This window comes from Mangrovibacillus sp. Mu-81, from assembly GCF_036867415.1.
Classification (GTDB): domain Bacteria; phylum Bacillota; class Bacilli; order Bacillales; family Bacillaceae_B; genus Rossellomorea.
Window position 1 is genome coordinate 325,305 of the sequence record NZ_JBAJHU010000002.1, and the last position, 16,688, is coordinate 341,992.

The 16,688-nt window shown below is 44.1% G+C and carries 18 protein-coding genes; 2 read left to right on the forward strand and 16 right to left on the reverse strand.

Annotated elements, in window-relative coordinates:
* Positions 1-20: 20 nt before the first annotated feature.
* Both V6B33_RS05275 and V6B33_RS05280 read right to left on the reverse strand, forming a co-directional pair.
* The gene (locus V6B33_RS05275) at positions 21-497 is read right to left on the reverse strand and encodes a RidA family protein (RefSeq protein WP_334216702.1); all 477 of its coding nucleotides are present in this window, start codon (positions 495-497) and stop codon (positions 21-23) included.
* Positions 498-752: 255 nt separating this feature from the next.
* Positions 753-1,100, reverse strand: a complete 348-nt coding sequence (locus tag V6B33_RS05280) for a 2Fe-2S iron-sulfur cluster-binding protein (protein WP_334216703.1) — start codon at positions 1,098-1,100, stop codon at positions 753-755.
* A 179-nt stretch (positions 1,101-1,279) separates the two neighbouring features.
* Between V6B33_RS05280 and V6B33_RS05285 the strand changes: the two genes are divergently transcribed.
* The gene (locus V6B33_RS05285; RefSeq protein WP_334216704.1) at positions 1,280-2,086 is read left to right on the forward strand and encodes an aspartate dehydrogenase; all 807 of its coding nucleotides are present in this window, start codon (positions 1,280-1,282) and stop codon (positions 2,084-2,086) included.
* A gap of 56 nt (positions 2,087-2,142) precedes the next feature.
* Here V6B33_RS05285 and V6B33_RS05290 read toward each other — a convergent pair whose 3' ends face one another.
* The 9 genes from V6B33_RS05290 to V6B33_RS05330 all read right to left on the reverse strand — a co-directional run bounded on the left by V6B33_RS05290 (position 2,143) and on the right by V6B33_RS05330 (position 10,179).
* A complete protein-coding gene (locus V6B33_RS05290; protein ID WP_334216705.1) occupies positions 2,143-2,820 on the reverse strand; it encodes a GntR family transcriptional regulator in 678 nt (225 codons plus the stop codon).
* 477 nt (positions 2,821-3,297) lie between these two features.
* Positions 3,298-3,831 carry a chromate transporter gene (locus V6B33_RS05295; protein WP_334216706.1) on the reverse strand — a complete coding sequence of 178 codons (534 nt, stop codon included), beginning with the start codon at positions 3,829-3,831 and terminating at the stop codon, positions 3,298-3,300.
* On the reverse strand, positions 3,828-4,427 hold the full coding sequence (locus tag V6B33_RS05300; RefSeq protein WP_334216707.1) for a chromate transporter: 600 nt from the start codon (positions 4,425-4,427) through the stop codon (positions 3,828-3,830). Before V6B33_RS05300 ends, V6B33_RS05295 begins: the two co-directional genes overlap by 4 nt.
* A 51-nt stretch (positions 4,428-4,478) precedes the next feature.
* Positions 4,479-4,952: a GlcG/HbpS family heme-binding protein gene (locus tag V6B33_RS05305; RefSeq protein WP_334216708.1), complete on the reverse strand. Its 474-nt coding sequence runs from the start codon at positions 4,950-4,952 to the stop codon at positions 4,479-4,481.
* 25 nt (positions 4,953-4,977) lie between these two features.
* A complete protein-coding gene (locus V6B33_RS05310) occupies positions 4,978-6,441 on the reverse strand; it encodes an aldehyde dehydrogenase family protein (protein ID WP_442915473.1) in 1,464 nt (487 codons plus the stop codon).
* Between the two features lie 101 nt (positions 6,442-6,542).
* On the reverse strand, positions 6,543-7,271 hold the full coding sequence (locus V6B33_RS05315; RefSeq protein ID WP_334216710.1) for a TenA family transcriptional regulator: 729 nt from the start codon (positions 7,269-7,271) through the stop codon (positions 6,543-6,545).
* A gap of 255 nt (positions 7,272-7,526) precedes the next feature.
* Positions 7,527-8,990, reverse strand: coding sequence for a hypothetical protein (locus tag V6B33_RS05320; protein ID WP_334217062.1), 1,464 nt, complete (start codon positions 8,988-8,990; stop codon positions 7,527-7,529).
* Positions 8,991-9,022: 32 nt separating this feature from the next.
* Positions 9,023-9,793, reverse strand: coding sequence for a creatininase family protein (locus V6B33_RS05325; protein ID WP_334216711.1), 771 nt, complete (start codon positions 9,791-9,793; stop codon positions 9,023-9,025).
* A gap of 53 nt (positions 9,794-9,846) precedes the next feature.
* Complete coding sequence (locus V6B33_RS05330; protein WP_334216712.1) at positions 9,847-10,179, reverse strand: 2Fe-2S iron-sulfur cluster-binding protein; 333 nt, start codon at positions 10,177-10,179, stop codon at positions 9,847-9,849.
* Positions 10,180-10,462: 283 nt separating this feature from the next.
* Between V6B33_RS05330 and V6B33_RS05335 the strand changes: the two genes are divergently transcribed.
* Positions 10,463-10,798, forward strand: coding sequence for a hypothetical protein (locus V6B33_RS05335; protein ID WP_334216713.1), 336 nt, complete (start codon positions 10,463-10,465; stop codon positions 10,796-10,798).
* 265 nt (positions 10,799-11,063) lie between these two features.
* Here the strand turns inward: V6B33_RS05335 and V6B33_RS05340 are convergent, their stop codons facing one another.
* The 5 genes from V6B33_RS05340 to V6B33_RS05355 all read right to left on the reverse strand — a co-directional run bounded on the left by V6B33_RS05340 (position 11,064) and on the right by V6B33_RS05355 (position 16,574).
* Positions 11,064-12,449 carry a hypothetical protein gene (locus V6B33_RS05340; protein ID WP_334216714.1) on the reverse strand — a complete coding sequence of 462 codons (1,386 nt, stop codon included), beginning with the start codon at positions 12,447-12,449 and terminating at the stop codon, positions 11,064-11,066.
* A gap of 828 nt (positions 12,450-13,277) precedes the next feature.
* Positions 13,278-13,427, reverse strand: a complete 150-nt coding sequence (locus V6B33_RS22050; protein ID WP_442915474.1) for a sugar diacid recognition domain-containing protein — start codon at positions 13,425-13,427, stop codon at positions 13,278-13,280.
* 173 nt (positions 13,428-13,600) lie between these two features.
* A complete protein-coding gene (locus V6B33_RS05345; protein WP_334216715.1) occupies positions 13,601-14,959 on the reverse strand; it encodes a tripartite tricarboxylate transporter permease in 1,359 nt (452 codons plus the stop codon).
* Positions 14,960-14,961: 2 nt separating this feature from the next.
* Complete coding sequence (locus V6B33_RS05350) at positions 14,962-15,240, reverse strand: hypothetical protein (RefSeq protein ID WP_334216716.1); 279 nt, start codon at positions 15,238-15,240, stop codon at positions 14,962-14,964.
* A gap of 77 nt (positions 15,241-15,317) precedes the next feature.
* Positions 15,318-16,574, reverse strand: coding sequence for a hydroxymethylglutaryl-CoA reductase, degradative (locus tag V6B33_RS05355; protein WP_334216717.1), 1,257 nt, complete (start codon positions 16,572-16,574; stop codon positions 15,318-15,320).
* Positions 16,575-16,688 lie beyond the last annotated feature (114 nt).

Below are 16,688 nucleotides of genomic sequence, written 5' to 3' on the forward strand. Positions count from 1 at the left end.
CCCCTTTTCTTAAACTCTTTTTACCTTTTCAGTATAAGAAGCAAATCTGTCTCTACCGCTGCATTGCCGGGCAGGGAGCTGACACCCACTGCACATCTGGCATGTTTTCCATTCTCACCGAATAACTCCACCAACAAGTCCGATGAGCCGTTAATCACCTTTGGGACATCCGGAAAGCCATGCTCACAGCTGACATATCCGGTGACTTTTACAATCCGGTCGACCAAACTCAGACTCCCGATCACATCTTTCACAATTGCAAGCTGGTTGAGGGTTGTCAACCTCGCAGCTTCATACCCTTCTTCGAGCGAAAGATCCTCTCCGACCTTTCCCTTATAAGGAAGGCTGTCATTCCACTTACAGGTCACTCCGCTTACAAACAAAAATGGATCTGCCTGAACCGCCCCCAAGTAGTGTCCAGATGGTTTAGGTTTATCCGGAAGAGATAATCCGATTGATTCAAGCCGCTCTTCAACTGACATCAATTGTTTTTCCACATCTATCTTCCTTCCTGTCGGCTAAGTACCTTAAGCATCCGGTTAAGAGGTTTGTAAGAGAGCTTTATTTTTATTTTTAAATTTACAAGGTTTATGAGAATAGTACACATTGAGGTTTGCCGGCCTACTGCAGAAAGAACAATTAACTCCTTCTGGTGCTTTGCGGATATGAGGGACGTCTAATAGTTCAATTGCCTTTGTCACATGCTTTTTACATGACCACATTTGCTTCACCTCTCCCATTTAGTGTGTAAGCTATTTATTCACTGCTTCTTTTTTGATTTTATCAGGCTTTCTTTTCTTCACTACCTTGGTTGTTTCTTCATCCCATGAAATCGTTACATCCCCATTTGTCACAAATGTCTGGCATCCCAACCGGTAGCCTTTTCCGAGCCACTCTTCCCCAAGTTTTCTCCGCTCCTGCACTTTCACTTTATCTAAATACTCCGCTCCATCCTCGATCTTGCAAAGGCAAGTCCCGCAAATGCCTCCGCCGCATTTGTTAGGAAGGTCGCCATCATATCGTAATGACATTCGCAATATATTCGAGTTATCAGGTACATCCAGTACTTTGCCACTTGTAGAATAATTGATTTTAGGCATCGAGTATTCCTCCCTTGATTCTTCTTGGTATACAATATACCACATACGCAATATTCTGACAATGATATTTTTAGTCATTTCTAATTTTTCTGAATAATGATTGATAAACGTTAAAGCGATTGATATACTTTTTGGTATACCAAAAGCCAACCATTCTAAATGAAAGCGGGGATTCTATCATGTTAAAAATCGGATTAATAGGATATGGGGCGATCGGAAAAGATGTCGTTTCCTATATAAAGGGGAAAAAAGTCGCAGGGACTGAAGTAGTCGCTATCCTTGTAAGAAACACGGATCAATATGGAGAATTAGAAACTGAAAAATTCACTGTGACAGACAATGAAGAATGGTTCTTCTCTTCCGGCTTGGATGTGATCATCGAATGTGCAGGACATGAAGCTGTCTATCAGTATGCTGTGAAGGCTCTCTCATCCAGGAGTCATTTTATTACAGTATCGGTAGGGGCCTTCTCTGATCAGGAACTTTATGATGAAGTGATTGAAGCCGCAAAGCAACACGAACGGAAATTGATCCTTCCTTCGGCTGCTATCGGAGGACTGGATCGGATTGCTGCTTCTTCGATCAATGAACTGGAGGAAGTGAAGCTCATCACCCGGAAGCCTCCCGCAGCCTGGAGAGGGACCATCGCCGAAGAGAGCGTGGATTTAGACACAATCATTGAAGAGCATACAATTTATGAAGGGACGGCTCGCGAGTCCGCTAAGCTTTTTCCGCAAAGTACGAATGTATCAGCCGCTCTTAGCATTGCGGGGGTGGGGTTTGACCGGACAAAGGTGCAGGTGCTGGTAGACCCTGCAGTGAACCACAATACTCATCAAATTGTGGCTAAAGGATACTTCGGAGAGGTGGAACTGACGATCCAGAACACGCCTTCTGTGGACAATCCAAAGTCAGGCTATATCGTGGCAATGAGCATTTGCAAAGCGTTGTATAATCTGACCTCCCCAGTAGTGATCGGGATATGAATTCAATTTGAATCCATAGAGAAAGACTGTGTCCCTTTTCCAGACACAGTCTTTCTTTATTTTCTCTTTACTTTTTCCTTCTGTCTTTCAATAAACTGAATATAGGCTTTCTTGGAATTTTCAATGTGGATTTTGGTCAAGTATTCAGCCATATCCGCTTCTTGATCCCTTACCGCTTTCATGATTTGGATATGTTCCTTGATGGATTCTTTTCTACGACCAGGTGTTTCATATCCCATATTGGCAGACATCTGTATATAGTCGGTCAGACCGGAGAGAATGTCGAACAGCTTGGGACTTTTCGCTGCTTTATATAGAAGGAGGTTCATTTCGATATGCTCGGTATCGCCGCCTTCGACTTCGTCTCTCTCCATTGCTTCAAGCTTTTCTATCTTATTATTGAATTCCCCAACGAGGGGGTCATCCATCTTCTGGGCTGCTAGCCTGGCCGCCAGGACTTCGAGTGAAGAAAGAATCGTGAACACTTCAATGACTTCTTCTTCAGAAATATTGGATACAATGACTCCCTTTCTCGGGACGGTTTTGACAAAGCCTTGTGACTCCAGCCTGAATAACGCTTCACGGATCGGCGTCCTGCTTATATTCAATTGACTGGCGACTTCTCTTTCTATCAGGCGGTCCCCAGGTTTGTATTCACCGCTCAGGATCAAATCCTTCAAGTAAAGATAGGCACGCTCACGGATTGAAAGTAGTTCCTCTTCTTCCCACTTCATTTCATTATCTCCTTCTCCGATATAAAATCGCTTTCTATCTATTTTATCAAAGACTTTGTCATTTTCACATTATTAAGAAAAGGTTAGGTGTACATTTTGTTTAAGCTATGCTAGTAATGTCCTTCTAATACCGCTTTTGATTTCCGTGCAAGACTTCGCTTTCCGCGGGCGGCCGGTGAGCCTCATCGTCGCTGCGCTCCTGTGGGATAGAAAAGCGGATGGGCTTTGTTCAGAGGCGGATGGCATAAGGCGAATCGGCCATGAAGGCGTTCTTTGCCTTCTTGGCCGATTTGACTTATGCCACCCGCCTCTAAGCCCTGGAGCTGGACAGGTCTCACATTAGCTACTTTTCCCGCAGGAGTCTTCGTCTTGCACTCCAATCAAAAGCTAGATCCGTTTTAAACATTATTCCAATATTTCTCATCGGATCCTTATTAAAGCAAAAACGACCAAGTGTAAACTTGATCGCTTTACTCTTTAATTCGATAGAAATATCCCACCGTATACCAATGCACACAGGATGACAAGTGCGGGATGGATCTTCAATTTTTTCATGACCAGGAATCCTGCTGCGGTCAGAATGACGAGTTGTAGGAGTCCGCTTTTTTCGAATGCGGTCAGGAAGAATTGGTATGCCAATACTCCCAGCAGGATGGCGATGACGGGCTGCACTGAAAGTGTCATCAGTTTGACCTGCGGAGAATCTTTAAAGAGATTCACGAATTTAAAGAGGATGATGACAGCGATCGCTGAAGGCAGGATGGTGGCTGCAAGAGCGATTACAACCCCCAGCGGCCCCCCTACTTCATATCCGATGAAGCCGGCCATTTTTGTCGCAACCGGACCGGGGAGGACATTGGCGATCGCAAAGAGATCCCCAAACTCATTGAGTGTCATCCATTCATAACGATTGACCACTTCATTCTGAATCAACGGAATGGTCGATGGCCCTCCGCCGTATCCCAGAAGATTCGATATGAAAAACGCCCAGAAAATATCCCAGTAAATCATACGCTTTTTTCCTTTCTTGGCTCGACGTGCAAGTCATGTGATGTATCTTCCGCTCTCTTCTTATACACCGCTATAATGAAGGCACCTAAGAGACACGCCCCGATCATGATTCCAGGATGCAGATGCAGAAAATGGATCAGCACCAGGGAGGCGCCGCCCAGCCCAAAGGCAATCGGTATCCCAAGACCTTTTCGGGCTTTATCCGCAAATTTGTATGCCATTTCGAGTAACATTACCCCGATAATCGGGGTCACTCCCTGCACCATGCCGCTTACAATCGGTGAAGTCCGGAATTTGTAGAGGAGTCCGAGCATGAAAAGCATGCCGAATAATGACGGCAGGATATGGGCCAGGATCGCCACTGCTGCGCCTATTCCCCCATTCACCTTATAGCCGATATACGCTGCCATCTTCGTGGCGATCGGACCCGGAAGCGTGTTGGCGAGCGCGAGCGTCTGCCCGAATTCTTCTTCTGTCATCCATTCATACTTCTTCACGGCTTCATATTCGATCAGTGGTATGGTGGAGGGACCTCCCCCATAGCCGGTCACTCCTGTTCTTGCAAATCCAATCGTAAGGTCCACATAAGATTTCATCTAGACTCCTTCTTTCTATTACATTATGGTCAGGACCCCGGGAGTAATCGATTATTTCTTAATGTCTGCTTCTGTTACGACTTCATAATCCTGTAAGTGGGACTGCAATGCCTGAAGGGCAGCTGTACCGACGGCCGTATCCTGTTCACCATTGCCGCCGCTGACACCAATTCCGCCAATGACTTCCCCGTCCACTACAATCGGGAATCCGCCGACAAAGACAGCGAATTTACCTGGAAGCATTTGCTGGATCCCAAATGCCTCGTTACCCGGCAGTACCGGTCCGTTAGGTTCCTTGTTGAATAGATGAGTCGATCGCTTATGGCCGGCTGCCGTGAAGGCTTTGGCAATCGAGATTTCCGGGCCTGTAATTCTCGCTCCATTCATCCGTTCAAGGGCGATCACATGACCCCCTTCGTCGACAACGGCAATCGTTTCCAGGACATTGATTTCTTCTGATTTCTTTCTTGCTGCTTCAATGATCACTTTCGCTTCTTCTAGTTCAAGTCTAAGTATTTGTTTCATAACTACATTTACCCCCAGATAAATTTTAGTATCCTATATATATAGTCTTGATTTGAGTAAAAAAGTCCAGTCCGGCTCTTCCCGACTCCCTGAACGTCGAGGTACTTGACTTCTTGATCCCTCCGAACGGGGCATTCATCAGGTTCCCTGTCGTTGTCCTGTTCACTTTAACCGTGCCTGCTTTGATGTCCTTTGTAAAACGATGCGCAGTTTTCAGGTCATTGGTGACGATTGAAGCCGACAATCCATACTCGACGGCATTGGCAATATCCATCGCTTCTTTGTAGCTTTCCACTTCGATGACCGCGATGACCGGCCCGAAGATCTCTTCCTGGGCAATCCTCATCGATGGAGTTACGTCGGAGAAGATGGCAGGGCTGACATAATATCCGTTTGAAAAATCCCCTTCCGCCACGTGCTCGCCGCCGTACAAAAGGGTGGCCCCTTCCTGTTTTCCGATCTCGATATAGTTCAAGACATTCTTTAACTGCTTTTCACTCGCTAACGGACAAATCGTGACCCCATCTTCAAAACCGCTGCCCATTTTGAGTGTTTGTGTCTTTTCAACCAATGTTTTCAGGAACCTCTCTTTGACTTCTTTCATCACGATGACCCGGCTGGTACCCGTGCATGCCTGACCGGTCAAATTATAGCCGCCGTTGACCGTAAGGGTTGCAGCAAGCTCGATATCCGCATCCTCCATGACGATGAGAGGATTCTTTCCTCCAAGTTCCATCTGCGTCCTCGTATCGAAGGATACATTTCGGTGGATGCGTTCACCTGCACCGGTGGACCCCGTGAATGTCACGGCTTTCACCGCCGGATGGTCGACCAGACTGTCACCGATCTCTGTGGAATGGCCCGTTATGAAGTTCAGCACCCCATCAGGGAGTCCGGCGTGGACCAACGCTTCCACTAATCGATAAGCAACAAGCGGTGTTTCAGAGGAAGGCTTGAAGACCACCGTGTTACCCGTGATCAATGCAGGCGCAATTTTTCTTGCAGGGATGGATAATGGAAAATTCCAAGGGGTGATAACCGTGATGACTCCCAGCGGCTCCAGGCGGGATGAAACCTCCATTTCCGGATCATCCTGCGGAAAGGTTTCTCCGCTGTGGCTCTGTCCTTCCACCGCATAGTACTTCAATGTTTGTGCAGATCTTAGCACTTCCCCGCGGGCAGCCTTGATTGGTTTCCCTTCTTCCCTCGTCAATTCTTCTGCAAATTGTTCGGCGTGATCGATCAAATATTGGGCCGCCTTATTCAGGATTGCCGCTCTCTTTGAAGGGGCCGTTGCAGCCCAGGAATGAAAGGTGTTATCAGCTGATTCAATCGCCCGCTTTACATCTTCTTTTGTCGATGCCTGGAAAACCCCGACTACTTCTTCTTTATTGGCCGGGTTGAGGCTGACGAATGTTTTCTCACTCGAAGAATCCTCCCACTGTCCATTGATCAGATTTTTATACAACTCAGCTTTTGCTACTAGCACATGAAACATCCTTTCCTGTTTATTTCTAACGGGTTGATGAATAAATGGCAGTTTCCTTCAAGGAAACTGCCACTTATTTATTTTTCATATTGTTCTAAGTATCAAGCCTGGACGAGACTCCCTAGATCCTGTTCAAGGTACTCTCTCCACAATCCGTCCATATACATGCGGCGCATTTTCGCACCGACTCGTACGATTTCCAGACACTCCTGCTGAAGCTCAGGTGTATCAGCGTGCTCCAGGACAATCTTGAATCCGCGCTCTCCATGAATCTCATCAGATACAATGTGCAGATCGAAGAACTCGATTTCTTCATCTGTAAAGCCATATTTTTCACGAAGCACAGGCGTTTGTTTGCGATAGATATCAGGCACCTGTGACTCTAATCCAACAACCAGTGCTGCCGTCGCAATCACGAAATTTTCACGCGCAGCCACTGAGTAGCACCAGCTTTGCAGACCGAGCGTCGTCGCCGCCATATTCTTTGGATCTCTAACTCTATCAGCTGTCGTACCGCACGCTTCAGCAAAACGGATCAACAAGTCCGTATGACGGTCAGCTGCAATTTCTTCCTCGTACATATTCTGCAGCGTAAAGTCCTTTGCATCTTCGAATTTCGGATTATCCGGTGTGTTGTGATAGATATAAGAAAGATAGTTGGCGAATGGCCCTACATAGTGGTAATGGTTTTCAGCCCATTTTGCAAAGTGCTTTCTCTCAAGCTTTCCATCTGCCCAAGCTACTGTAAAAGGAGCCTTTTGACTATGGTTTCCTTTGATTGCTTCTTCCAGCTCTTTACGGAATTCATCTTTCGATAATAGATTTGTCACGATCAATCTCCTCCTAAAAGTGTGCTTCTGAAATTACTGCACATTGTATTGTGTATTTTGTATACCAAATAGTGCCGAAAAAACAACCATATCCTCCCTTCTCACTAATAATGCAACATCCAAGAGATACAGTCTTTGAAAACGTTTATTCTTGATTCGCTATTTGGTATACCATTGCCTTTATACTACCCTATGAAACTTTGTTTGTAAATATACTTTTCTGATTTTTTTAAAAATTACAAACTTAATAGCTGATTACATGAACAAGATCGCGGCAAGAGTAGCAACCACAAGTCCTGTCATGACAGGTATGAAATTCTTCCTGGCAAGCTCCAGGACCGAAACACCGCAAAAACCTGCAACAGCCACAAGTGATGACCAGGCGATCAACGTTCCTCCACCCGTCCATACAGATCCCATCTGTCCGATTGCAGCAAGTGTTCCGGGATCGACGCCTGCAGAGTTCGACATTGCCCCCGATAAGGCACCAACCAACGGAAGGCCGGAGAATCCCGATCCATCCAGTCCCGTGATGATTCCGACTAACAGGATACCGAACGCACTAAAGAAAGCGTTTTCAGGAATGGACGCTTGTGCAGACTGGACCAAGTCGAATAGGAAGGCCGGTTTGGCAGCTTCTTCTCCCAACGATAAAATCGAACCTGTAAAATCCGAACTTCCCAAGAAGAAGAATCCCGCAATTGGGATCACCGGTCCCATAGCACGAAACGCAAAGACAAATCCGTCGGTGATATGGTCCCCGATCTTATCAAGCGCATGAATCCTTCCAAATGCAACCGATGCCAAGATAAGCAATACAGCGGCCACTCCGCCGATAAATGCAGCACCATCTCCCCCTGCAAATGTGCCTGCTTCACTGTTTCCAATCTTGGTAGAAAACATGAAAATCATGACGGCAAGCATAGACAAAGGGACAAGGACAGCAAACACTTTTCCCCATATTTCTTTTCTGCGTCCAATGGCCACTTCGGATGCTGCAGACACTTCAGCTTCCACACTATCCTTGTCAGCGGTCATTGCATTCAGTAGATCGACGGCATCCTCTGCTTCTTCACTATTCGGTTTAGCAATCGACTTATACATCATCGCATAAGCGACTGAAACCGCCGTCACTCCGGTAATGACGGACAAAATCATAGCTTTATCCGCAACCTGCACCGTTTCCATTCCCCCGGATGTAGCCGTAAGCATCGGCGCAATCTGCATGATGTAGTCGGAAGATAGTGCCATCCCTTGTCCTGCAATGGCCACAATCATCGCAGCACCCATCGCAGGAAGTCCTGCCCGCATCGCAGCCGGTACAAGCAGCGCACAAATGAGCGGAACAGCAGGCGTCGGCCAGAAAAACAAAGAAATCACATACGTTACAACCATTAATACAAAATAAGCAATATGCCCGTTTACCATGACTTTTTGAATTGGAATAATCATTCTCTGGTCCGCCCCGAGATCTTTCAGCGAGTTAAGAAGCGCAACCATAAGGGTAATAATCAGAAAGATGCTGAATAATTCTCTTGCTGCAACCAAATTGGCATTAAAGACCGCCATAAAACCCCCGACAATGGAACCCTTATATACACACGCAACCAGGAATGTCCCTACAATCGTCGGCAGTACAACCCCCCTGCGAAACAACATCGTGACAATGACAACCAGTGTAACCAGAGCATAAAGCCAGTGAGCAGCAGATAACTCCAAATGCATTCACCCTTCCCCTTTTTTATCGCATTCTAATTCAGCAATTCAACTTCAATCCCTAATAATCCTCTTAGCGATTCTGCAATGTTCTCTGTTGCCTCTGTAACAATCTGTTCCCCAATTTCTCTCGTTGCTTTTGTCGCGTCTCCGATGCATCCATTCTTCGTCATTTCCTCATACCGGTAAAATCCTTGAATGGCCTTGCCTGGTCTTAATTGTTTATATCTCCCCCCTTCACAGAAATCTCCTGATGTAAGCTTGTCCGGTCTTACAAGATAAGGTGCCAAATACAGAGCTTCAGATACTTCACGCTCACAACTGTGGCCGAATATAGGGGATTGGATGAATCGATTGATGGACTCTTTTGCAGAGGAGGTCGTCTTAGCATAATAGATTTCGACCTTTTCCTCCTGTGACAGCACTGTGCTTGCCACACTCAACGTTGACTGATTTCCCCCATGAGCGTTCAGGAATAAGAATTTTTTGATCCCTTGATGTTTCAAGGACTGAACGATATCCCGCAAAATCGCTATCAATGTGTCGGGCTTCAATGAAAGGGTACCCGGGAAGTTCAGATGATGAGGCGATACGCCCATATTAATGGTCGGAGTAACAAGAACATACGGATGCATGCGTTCTGCCACTTTCTTTGCCATTTCCGTCGCCAGGACGGCATCGCAGCTCTCAGCCATATGAGGACCGTGTTGTTCATGGGCTCCAATTGGGATGATCGCCATCTTTACCGTCTTTAATGCTTCTTCTACTTCCTCCCACGTCATATTCGTTAACAGATAAGAATTCATTGATTTTCCCCCTTACTCAACTACGGTATTTTGTATACCGTGAGAATAAAAAATTATCCCTTCGCCTCAGCTGCTTCCCTTTTCCTCTTCTTCACGTCGATCCCTTCCTGGGTAAGCTCGATATCCGCCTTTATGCTGAGCTGGCAAGTAAGACGATAGTTTTCCCCGACCAATTCCCCCAGCATTTTATCCTCTTTCCAATTCGGCGGATCCAAATCTTCCATCCCCTTCATCACTTTGCATGTACACTTTGTACACTTGCCCATCCCACAGCCGTATTTCAGCTTCGGAAACTGTTTAATACCAGCGAGGACAACCAGATTGGCACCATCTTTTACATCTTGTTCGATGATCTCCCCATCCACAAACAACTTAACATTTGGCATACATACACCCCTTAGTGTGACATTTATCACAATTTTTTGAATTTTCTTCAGTATACCTTTGTATCTTAAAAAATGTAAACCCTTCCGTCAGTTTTTCTTACAAAAAGCTTCCTGAATACTTTGTAAAAACACTGTTGGGTAAAGGGGTTTCCCTATTAAATAATATAAAAAATAAAAAATTCTGAACATTCTCTTGATTAATTTCCGGACTTGTTTTAGACTGTGAGTAACGCGATTTGGTATACCAAATACAAATAATGTGAATAGAGGAGTGGTTTTGAGTATGGAAAAGTATATCGTACTGACCAATAAGGAAACGTTTCAAACCGTATTGGAGAATGACGGGTTTCAGCCTGTAGAAACCTATCATTTCTATTTTTTTGACAAATTGAAATCAACGTACACAATCGCGAGAGTCCTCGATGATGATGCGAAGATCCAACTATACGAAAAGTATGAAGGAAAAGAATATATCAATCATATCCGAATGAAGTTCTTCGAATCGTTCGAAACGATCGAAGGGGCACGCGAAGAGCTGTATGAAATCGTCAAAGCAAATGGAAACAGCGAAGACTCAAAGCATTCCAAGCTGGTTAAGTCTGACGAGTTGGCAGTTTAACTTTACTTTTGAGGTGAAGCAGGAAGGAATTCTCGTGGAAATCTCTGTCGGACACCCTGTTGATTCCATATAAGACTTCGCTTTCCGCGTGTGACCCGTGAGCCTCCTCTATCATACCTCGCTGCGGGTTTTCACATTAGCCGCTTCTGCCGGAGTCTTCGCTTTACATTCCAACCAACTGCCGGAACGACTCAAAATGAAATTTATAAGCCTATAAAAACACCTCCCTTTCACTGTACTGAAAGGGAGGTGTTTTCATTTCGTATCATATCAACAACTGCAAGAAAATGAGATACAGCATGACCAGGCTCAGAAAAGAAATGGTAAAGACGGAATTCCAGTTCGAGACCTTGTATGAGCTTGTCTTCACGATCGTGGACATCAGCCCGATCGTCGCATTGTACGGCCCCATCAAAAAGGCGGATACAGCTCCGGCAAGCATCGAAACCGTCAAGATATACGGCGAAACATCCAGACTGTGAGGATCAAGCGTTCCAGCGAGCAGCGCAAGAGCCACTGCCGGATGCAGGCCAATGAATGCCAGTGCCAACGGGATCAAAGGGATGAACAAAACAAAGATTTCGATGCCGATCACATTCTTAAATGACGTGATCCATCCATTCACCACATGGTCTGTACCTGAGAATTCGATGGCCGAAATGAAAAAACCTGCTGAAAGGAAAATAAAGAATTGGTCTTTCATTTTCAACAAATGTTTCTGATAATGCTCCACGAGTCCTGTTGTAAAGCTTCCTGCTTGTCCCAATAAGAGACACCATACAAACGCAAAGGGGATGACCAGAATCGATACCACAATCAAGAACGAAAGCGACAGCGAATGTTCCAGGATAGAGATCACGATATTAAAGAGTATGATGGCAATCAGGATATGGGACAGCTTTCCAGTTCCTCCACTCTTCCCGTTTTCCACCTCAATGGCAGCAGCCGTTTCATCAATCGCCGTACTTGTCCCAAAACGAACACGCTTCCGCTTCCTATAACCGCCAGTGTACCAATCCAACAGTAGCCCCAATACACTGAGGGGAAGCACATAGGGAAGCATAGCGGCCCATTTCACCCCCGTCATATCAATGACGATCCCCACGATCGGGGTGACCGGTGCCCACATCAAAGGCATTGAAAATCCATGCGTGATGGCCCTGCTCATGAACCTCTCCCTATTCTCCAAAGGAAATCCATCCGCTGCCGGCCTGATTGAAAAATACGTCATCGGCAAAGTAGCCAGGTTCATGAATATGCTAAAAAAGTAAGAAATCCCTGAAGTCAAGCTATATAAGCTTGTGGAAGACCGGACCCGCCTAGAAATAAAGCCTTGAATATTCTCTGAATATTTTCCGAGCTTGATCGGCAGTGCAAGCAAAGGAACCAGAGCAAACAGGGTCAGAAGATTAAGCATCGGACCGAAAGAAAGAAGGATTTCCCCCAGCCCTGCATGACTCTTCAACAGCATAATCAGCCCCAGTGCAAGGAATGCCCCTCCAATCAATCTGACAAACTTATCCACTTTCACTATAGTCATACTTACAATAACGAAGCAGATAATGGAGATCACAGGTGAAAGTTCGATCCCATTTACAAGTTCATTCAGCAAGTAAAGGACGATCGAAACACCCGATAACAGTTTAATCATAAAATCACCGCATTTTTTCTGATTATTCTTTATATTAAACCTGTTGAGAATGAAAATCAATTAGTTGGTATACATTATTTCAATAAAAAGATACATTTTTTAAATTCGTTATACACTACCATGTTGTACGAAAAGATCAACAATTCGCTATAAAAACCCCTTTGAATCAATATTTTAAAAGGATATTATACGTTTCGTTTCACTTAATATGGTATACCAAGTTATCTTATTAATCAACTTAAACTAAATATTTTTTAAAAATATACGTATTTGGTATACCAAATTGTTGACTGATGAAATAAATCCCCTTATAATCAAATTATAAAAACGTAATCATTAGGAGGGCATCATATGTTTCAATTCTTATTTGGTTCAAAACATGCTTTAGAGAAAGCAAACCGTAAATTTGCTCGGCTGAAAAGGACATTAAAGTTTTAATGAAATAATATATGTTAAGTAGACATTCTCATTTATAGATTGATAAAAAGGCATCCATCTCCTTCTCGTCAGGGGTTTGGATGCCTTTTTTCAAACTTACCACACCTTTTTGAAATCGACAGAATCTACATATATTTATCAACTGCAGGCTCGATTTTCACTTCATGATAACGATTCGTCAATTGTGCTCCGATTGATAAATTAACGATTGTGTTTATGATTTGAGCAATCACTCCCAATTCTCCAACAAACTGAAAAGCTAATATAGCTGCAAGTGCAGTATTACATAAACCAACCTGAAATAAGATTGCCCTGATATCTTCTTCGGCTACTTTTAGCTTCCTACAAATAAACAGAGAAGCAGCAATAGGTAAAAGGACTTGAAGCAGGCTAATTTGCCCCCTCATGAAAGGAGCCAATTCGATTAGGATCGGTACTTGCTACAATAATGCCCTTCGTATCTGTCACAATCACATGCTGGTGAATATGCTTTTGTACTTCCTCTACTATTCTTTGTGCCAATTTTTCATTTAAGAGCAATTTATTCCTCTCCTTATCGATTCTCTGAATTTACCTTTCTGAAGTACTACACCCATACATCCGTCATTTTTTGATTGATATCAGCCTGCTTATACTGTGAAGGAATTTCTTGTAAAAAATACCCCTTTCTTCTTGTGAAAGAGGTATTTCCTGATTCTATTAAACACATAAAGCTACCCGCCAATAATCTTATTAATAATCCAAGGCGCGGCGTATAGCACCATAAACTGAACACCATAGTTAATCCCCCAGCGGTGAAGGATTCCTGCTACCAATCCGATAAGCAGCACGCCTCCGATATTGATCCATCCTGCATCCATGAAAGCAAGCATGAGAACCAATCCGAAGAATAACCCAAGCATTGCTTCATGTGGAACTCTTTTAAACACAAATGCACAAATTTGCTGTGAAAATTTAATCGTCACATAGAATGTAAGCAGCAATGCGATAACTGCACCAATTAATGTAGCCCATACAAAGTCTGAGGTCGAGAGGACATGATGCATATTATGTTCAAGCGTAAATACGGGTGGTGCGTTAAATAAAGCGTTGGCAGGTCCGATGGCCATTGGGGACAACGGAATTCCTAAAGCAACAAGAGGAATGAGCGTTCCGGATATATACGCTGCATTCGTTAAACCGTCCATGCTTGAAATCGCCCTGGCGGCTTTTTTAACGGGATCTTTAACTCTGCTTGATAGAGTTTCCCCTAAGAAAATCGTCATACCTACTGGACTCATGAAAAATGTAAGAGAGCCTAAGAATGAAGCAAGTGCACTGGTTCCTACTTCTTTTCTATCAAGAATCTTAAATGGGTTAGGAAATCCCTTTTCCATTTTTGTCCTGTACAAAGTAATATTCTTCTTATCAAAACGCTCCAGGTTCTTTCGTTTTTGATTATTCAGTAATTCAAATAATGTTAAGATGACTGGTCCGATGGTTATTCCCAAGAAAAATGATATGAACACAGTTGTATCAGCAGGCACGGCCCCTACTCCCCAATATAAGTGGCGCAATCCCTGAATAAGAAGGGCAAAAGGGACAATCATTGCTAAAGCCAGCCATCTATTCTTACACATCAATGCAAGAAACACAGCACCAATAAAGAATAATGGACTTGCATATTCCTTGATTACATCAGCCATTGGAATTAAGGCATTCGCAAGGATTAAGCTGACCGGAACAGATACTAACGTCCCAATGACAGAACCCGAAGCCATTTTGCGGATACTCAAATCCGGGACACCATGTTTCTTTAATATCATTGCATGCTCGACCATGGGAGCAGCCATCACCCCTCCCGGTATCCCAGCAACAGCAACGGGAATTGAATCGGTGAGCTTTTTCGCAACAATAGCAGAAATAAAGAATGCGAGAATGACGACAGGCTGAAAACCGGATAGTACGAGTACCAAAGTTACAGGTGCTAATACCGCAGTCTCATCCGTTCCAGGGGCAATCCCGATGATTGTGTAGATAATGGCTCCTAAGGCTGCAGCTCCTATCATTTGAATAATAATGACCGGATCCATATTTACCCCTCCCTATCTTCGTATCTAAAGTTTCTTTTCGGTTTAATCATTACGCTGCATAGAATAAATCCAATAAGTGCTCCAGCAAGACCAAATAACAATGGTTTAGGCGGTTCGTTCGGTGCTATGAGGTAACCGCCCAGTGTAGTAATTGAACAAATGATTAAAGAAATCACTAAATCCTTTATCTTGACTAAATCTTCCCATACTTCGATATTCTGTTCGGACGTTTCAATGGTAGTCTGTTTATTTGTTGGTGTACCTAAGTCTGACACAGTCATCCCCCCGATTCTTTTTTAAAGCTGCTCTAAAAGATTGGTGTTATTGAACTACGCATATAGACCGGAAGTGTAAAAGATTACTTCCACTGATCTACCAATTCCTTTGCCCGGTCAACTCTTACCTGTCCTTCCTTGACGAGCTGGTCAGCAATGAAATCCACAACCTCTTCACCAGCTCCAGCCATAATCGCCACGTTTTTGGCATGTAATTTCATATGCCCTCTTTGAATACCATCTGTTGCCAATGCTTTTAAGGCAGTAAGATTTTGCGCAAGCCCAACAGAGGCAATGATTTCGGCTAATTGATGGGCTTTCGTGACCCCCATAATCTTTACATTCGTTTTAGCTTTGGGATGAATCGATGTGGCTCCTCCGATAATCCCGACTGCCATCGGGAGCTCGATTGTCCCTACTAAGTCACCATCATTACTCTTCTCCCAAGTAGTTAATGATGAATAATGACCTAACCTTGAAGCATAAGCATGTGCACCTGCTTCCACAGCCCTTGTATCATTCCCTGTTGCCAGGACAACTGCACTAATTCCATTCATGATCCCTTTGTTATGGGTAGCTGCGCGGTAAGGATCTTGAGAAGCGAATTTAGAAGCCGTGATAATGGCATCCACTACCTGTTCTCCATTTAAATCCTCCTTTTTTACCGTGCATCTGGATCTCGCTAATCGTTTGTCTGCAAGGTTCGAAATAATCTTTAAGAGTACTTCCCCTCCGGTTAGTGATTCCAGGAACGGAGCAATACTTTCTGCCATAGTATTAACAGCATTTGCCCCCATTGCGTCCAAAGTATCAACTATTAAATGGACGATCAGCATTGGATGTTGATGTTCAAAGATCCTTACTTCTATATCTAATGGCCCCCCACCCAAATGATCCAAGGTTGGATCTTGCTTTCGTGCCAACTCGAGAATTTCTTCTTTATTTTCAAGGATCTTCATTTTTGCACCGTGTAAATCTGCTGCCCCTACCAACTGGATTTGAGAAAACATAATGGAACCCGTGGTAGTGGCTTTGAACCCGCCGGATGGACGAGCCAATTTTGCAGCGTGACTGGCTGCGGCTACAACGGACGATTCCTCCGTTGCCATCGGAATGAATAAATCCCTTTTATTCACTGTGAAATTCACTGCGATCCCTAAGGGAATTTCAAGCGTTCCTATTGAATTTTCTATTAATTGGTCTGTCAATGCTTCACCTAACCCACCGTAATTCTGGTACAAATGGATCTCCTCTGATGACAAACCCTTTACTCTTTCTAGCAGGATTTCTTGCCTTTCTTTCATTGATCGCTGATAAAATTTACTTATTTCTGATGTCAACTACAACCCCTCCTTACCTTTATCAATGCAAGTAGTGTGCCAACTTTGATAAAGTAAGTAGCAGCAATGAAATAGATTTATTATTCAGAAATTTCGTTTCGTAGCGAAACAAAT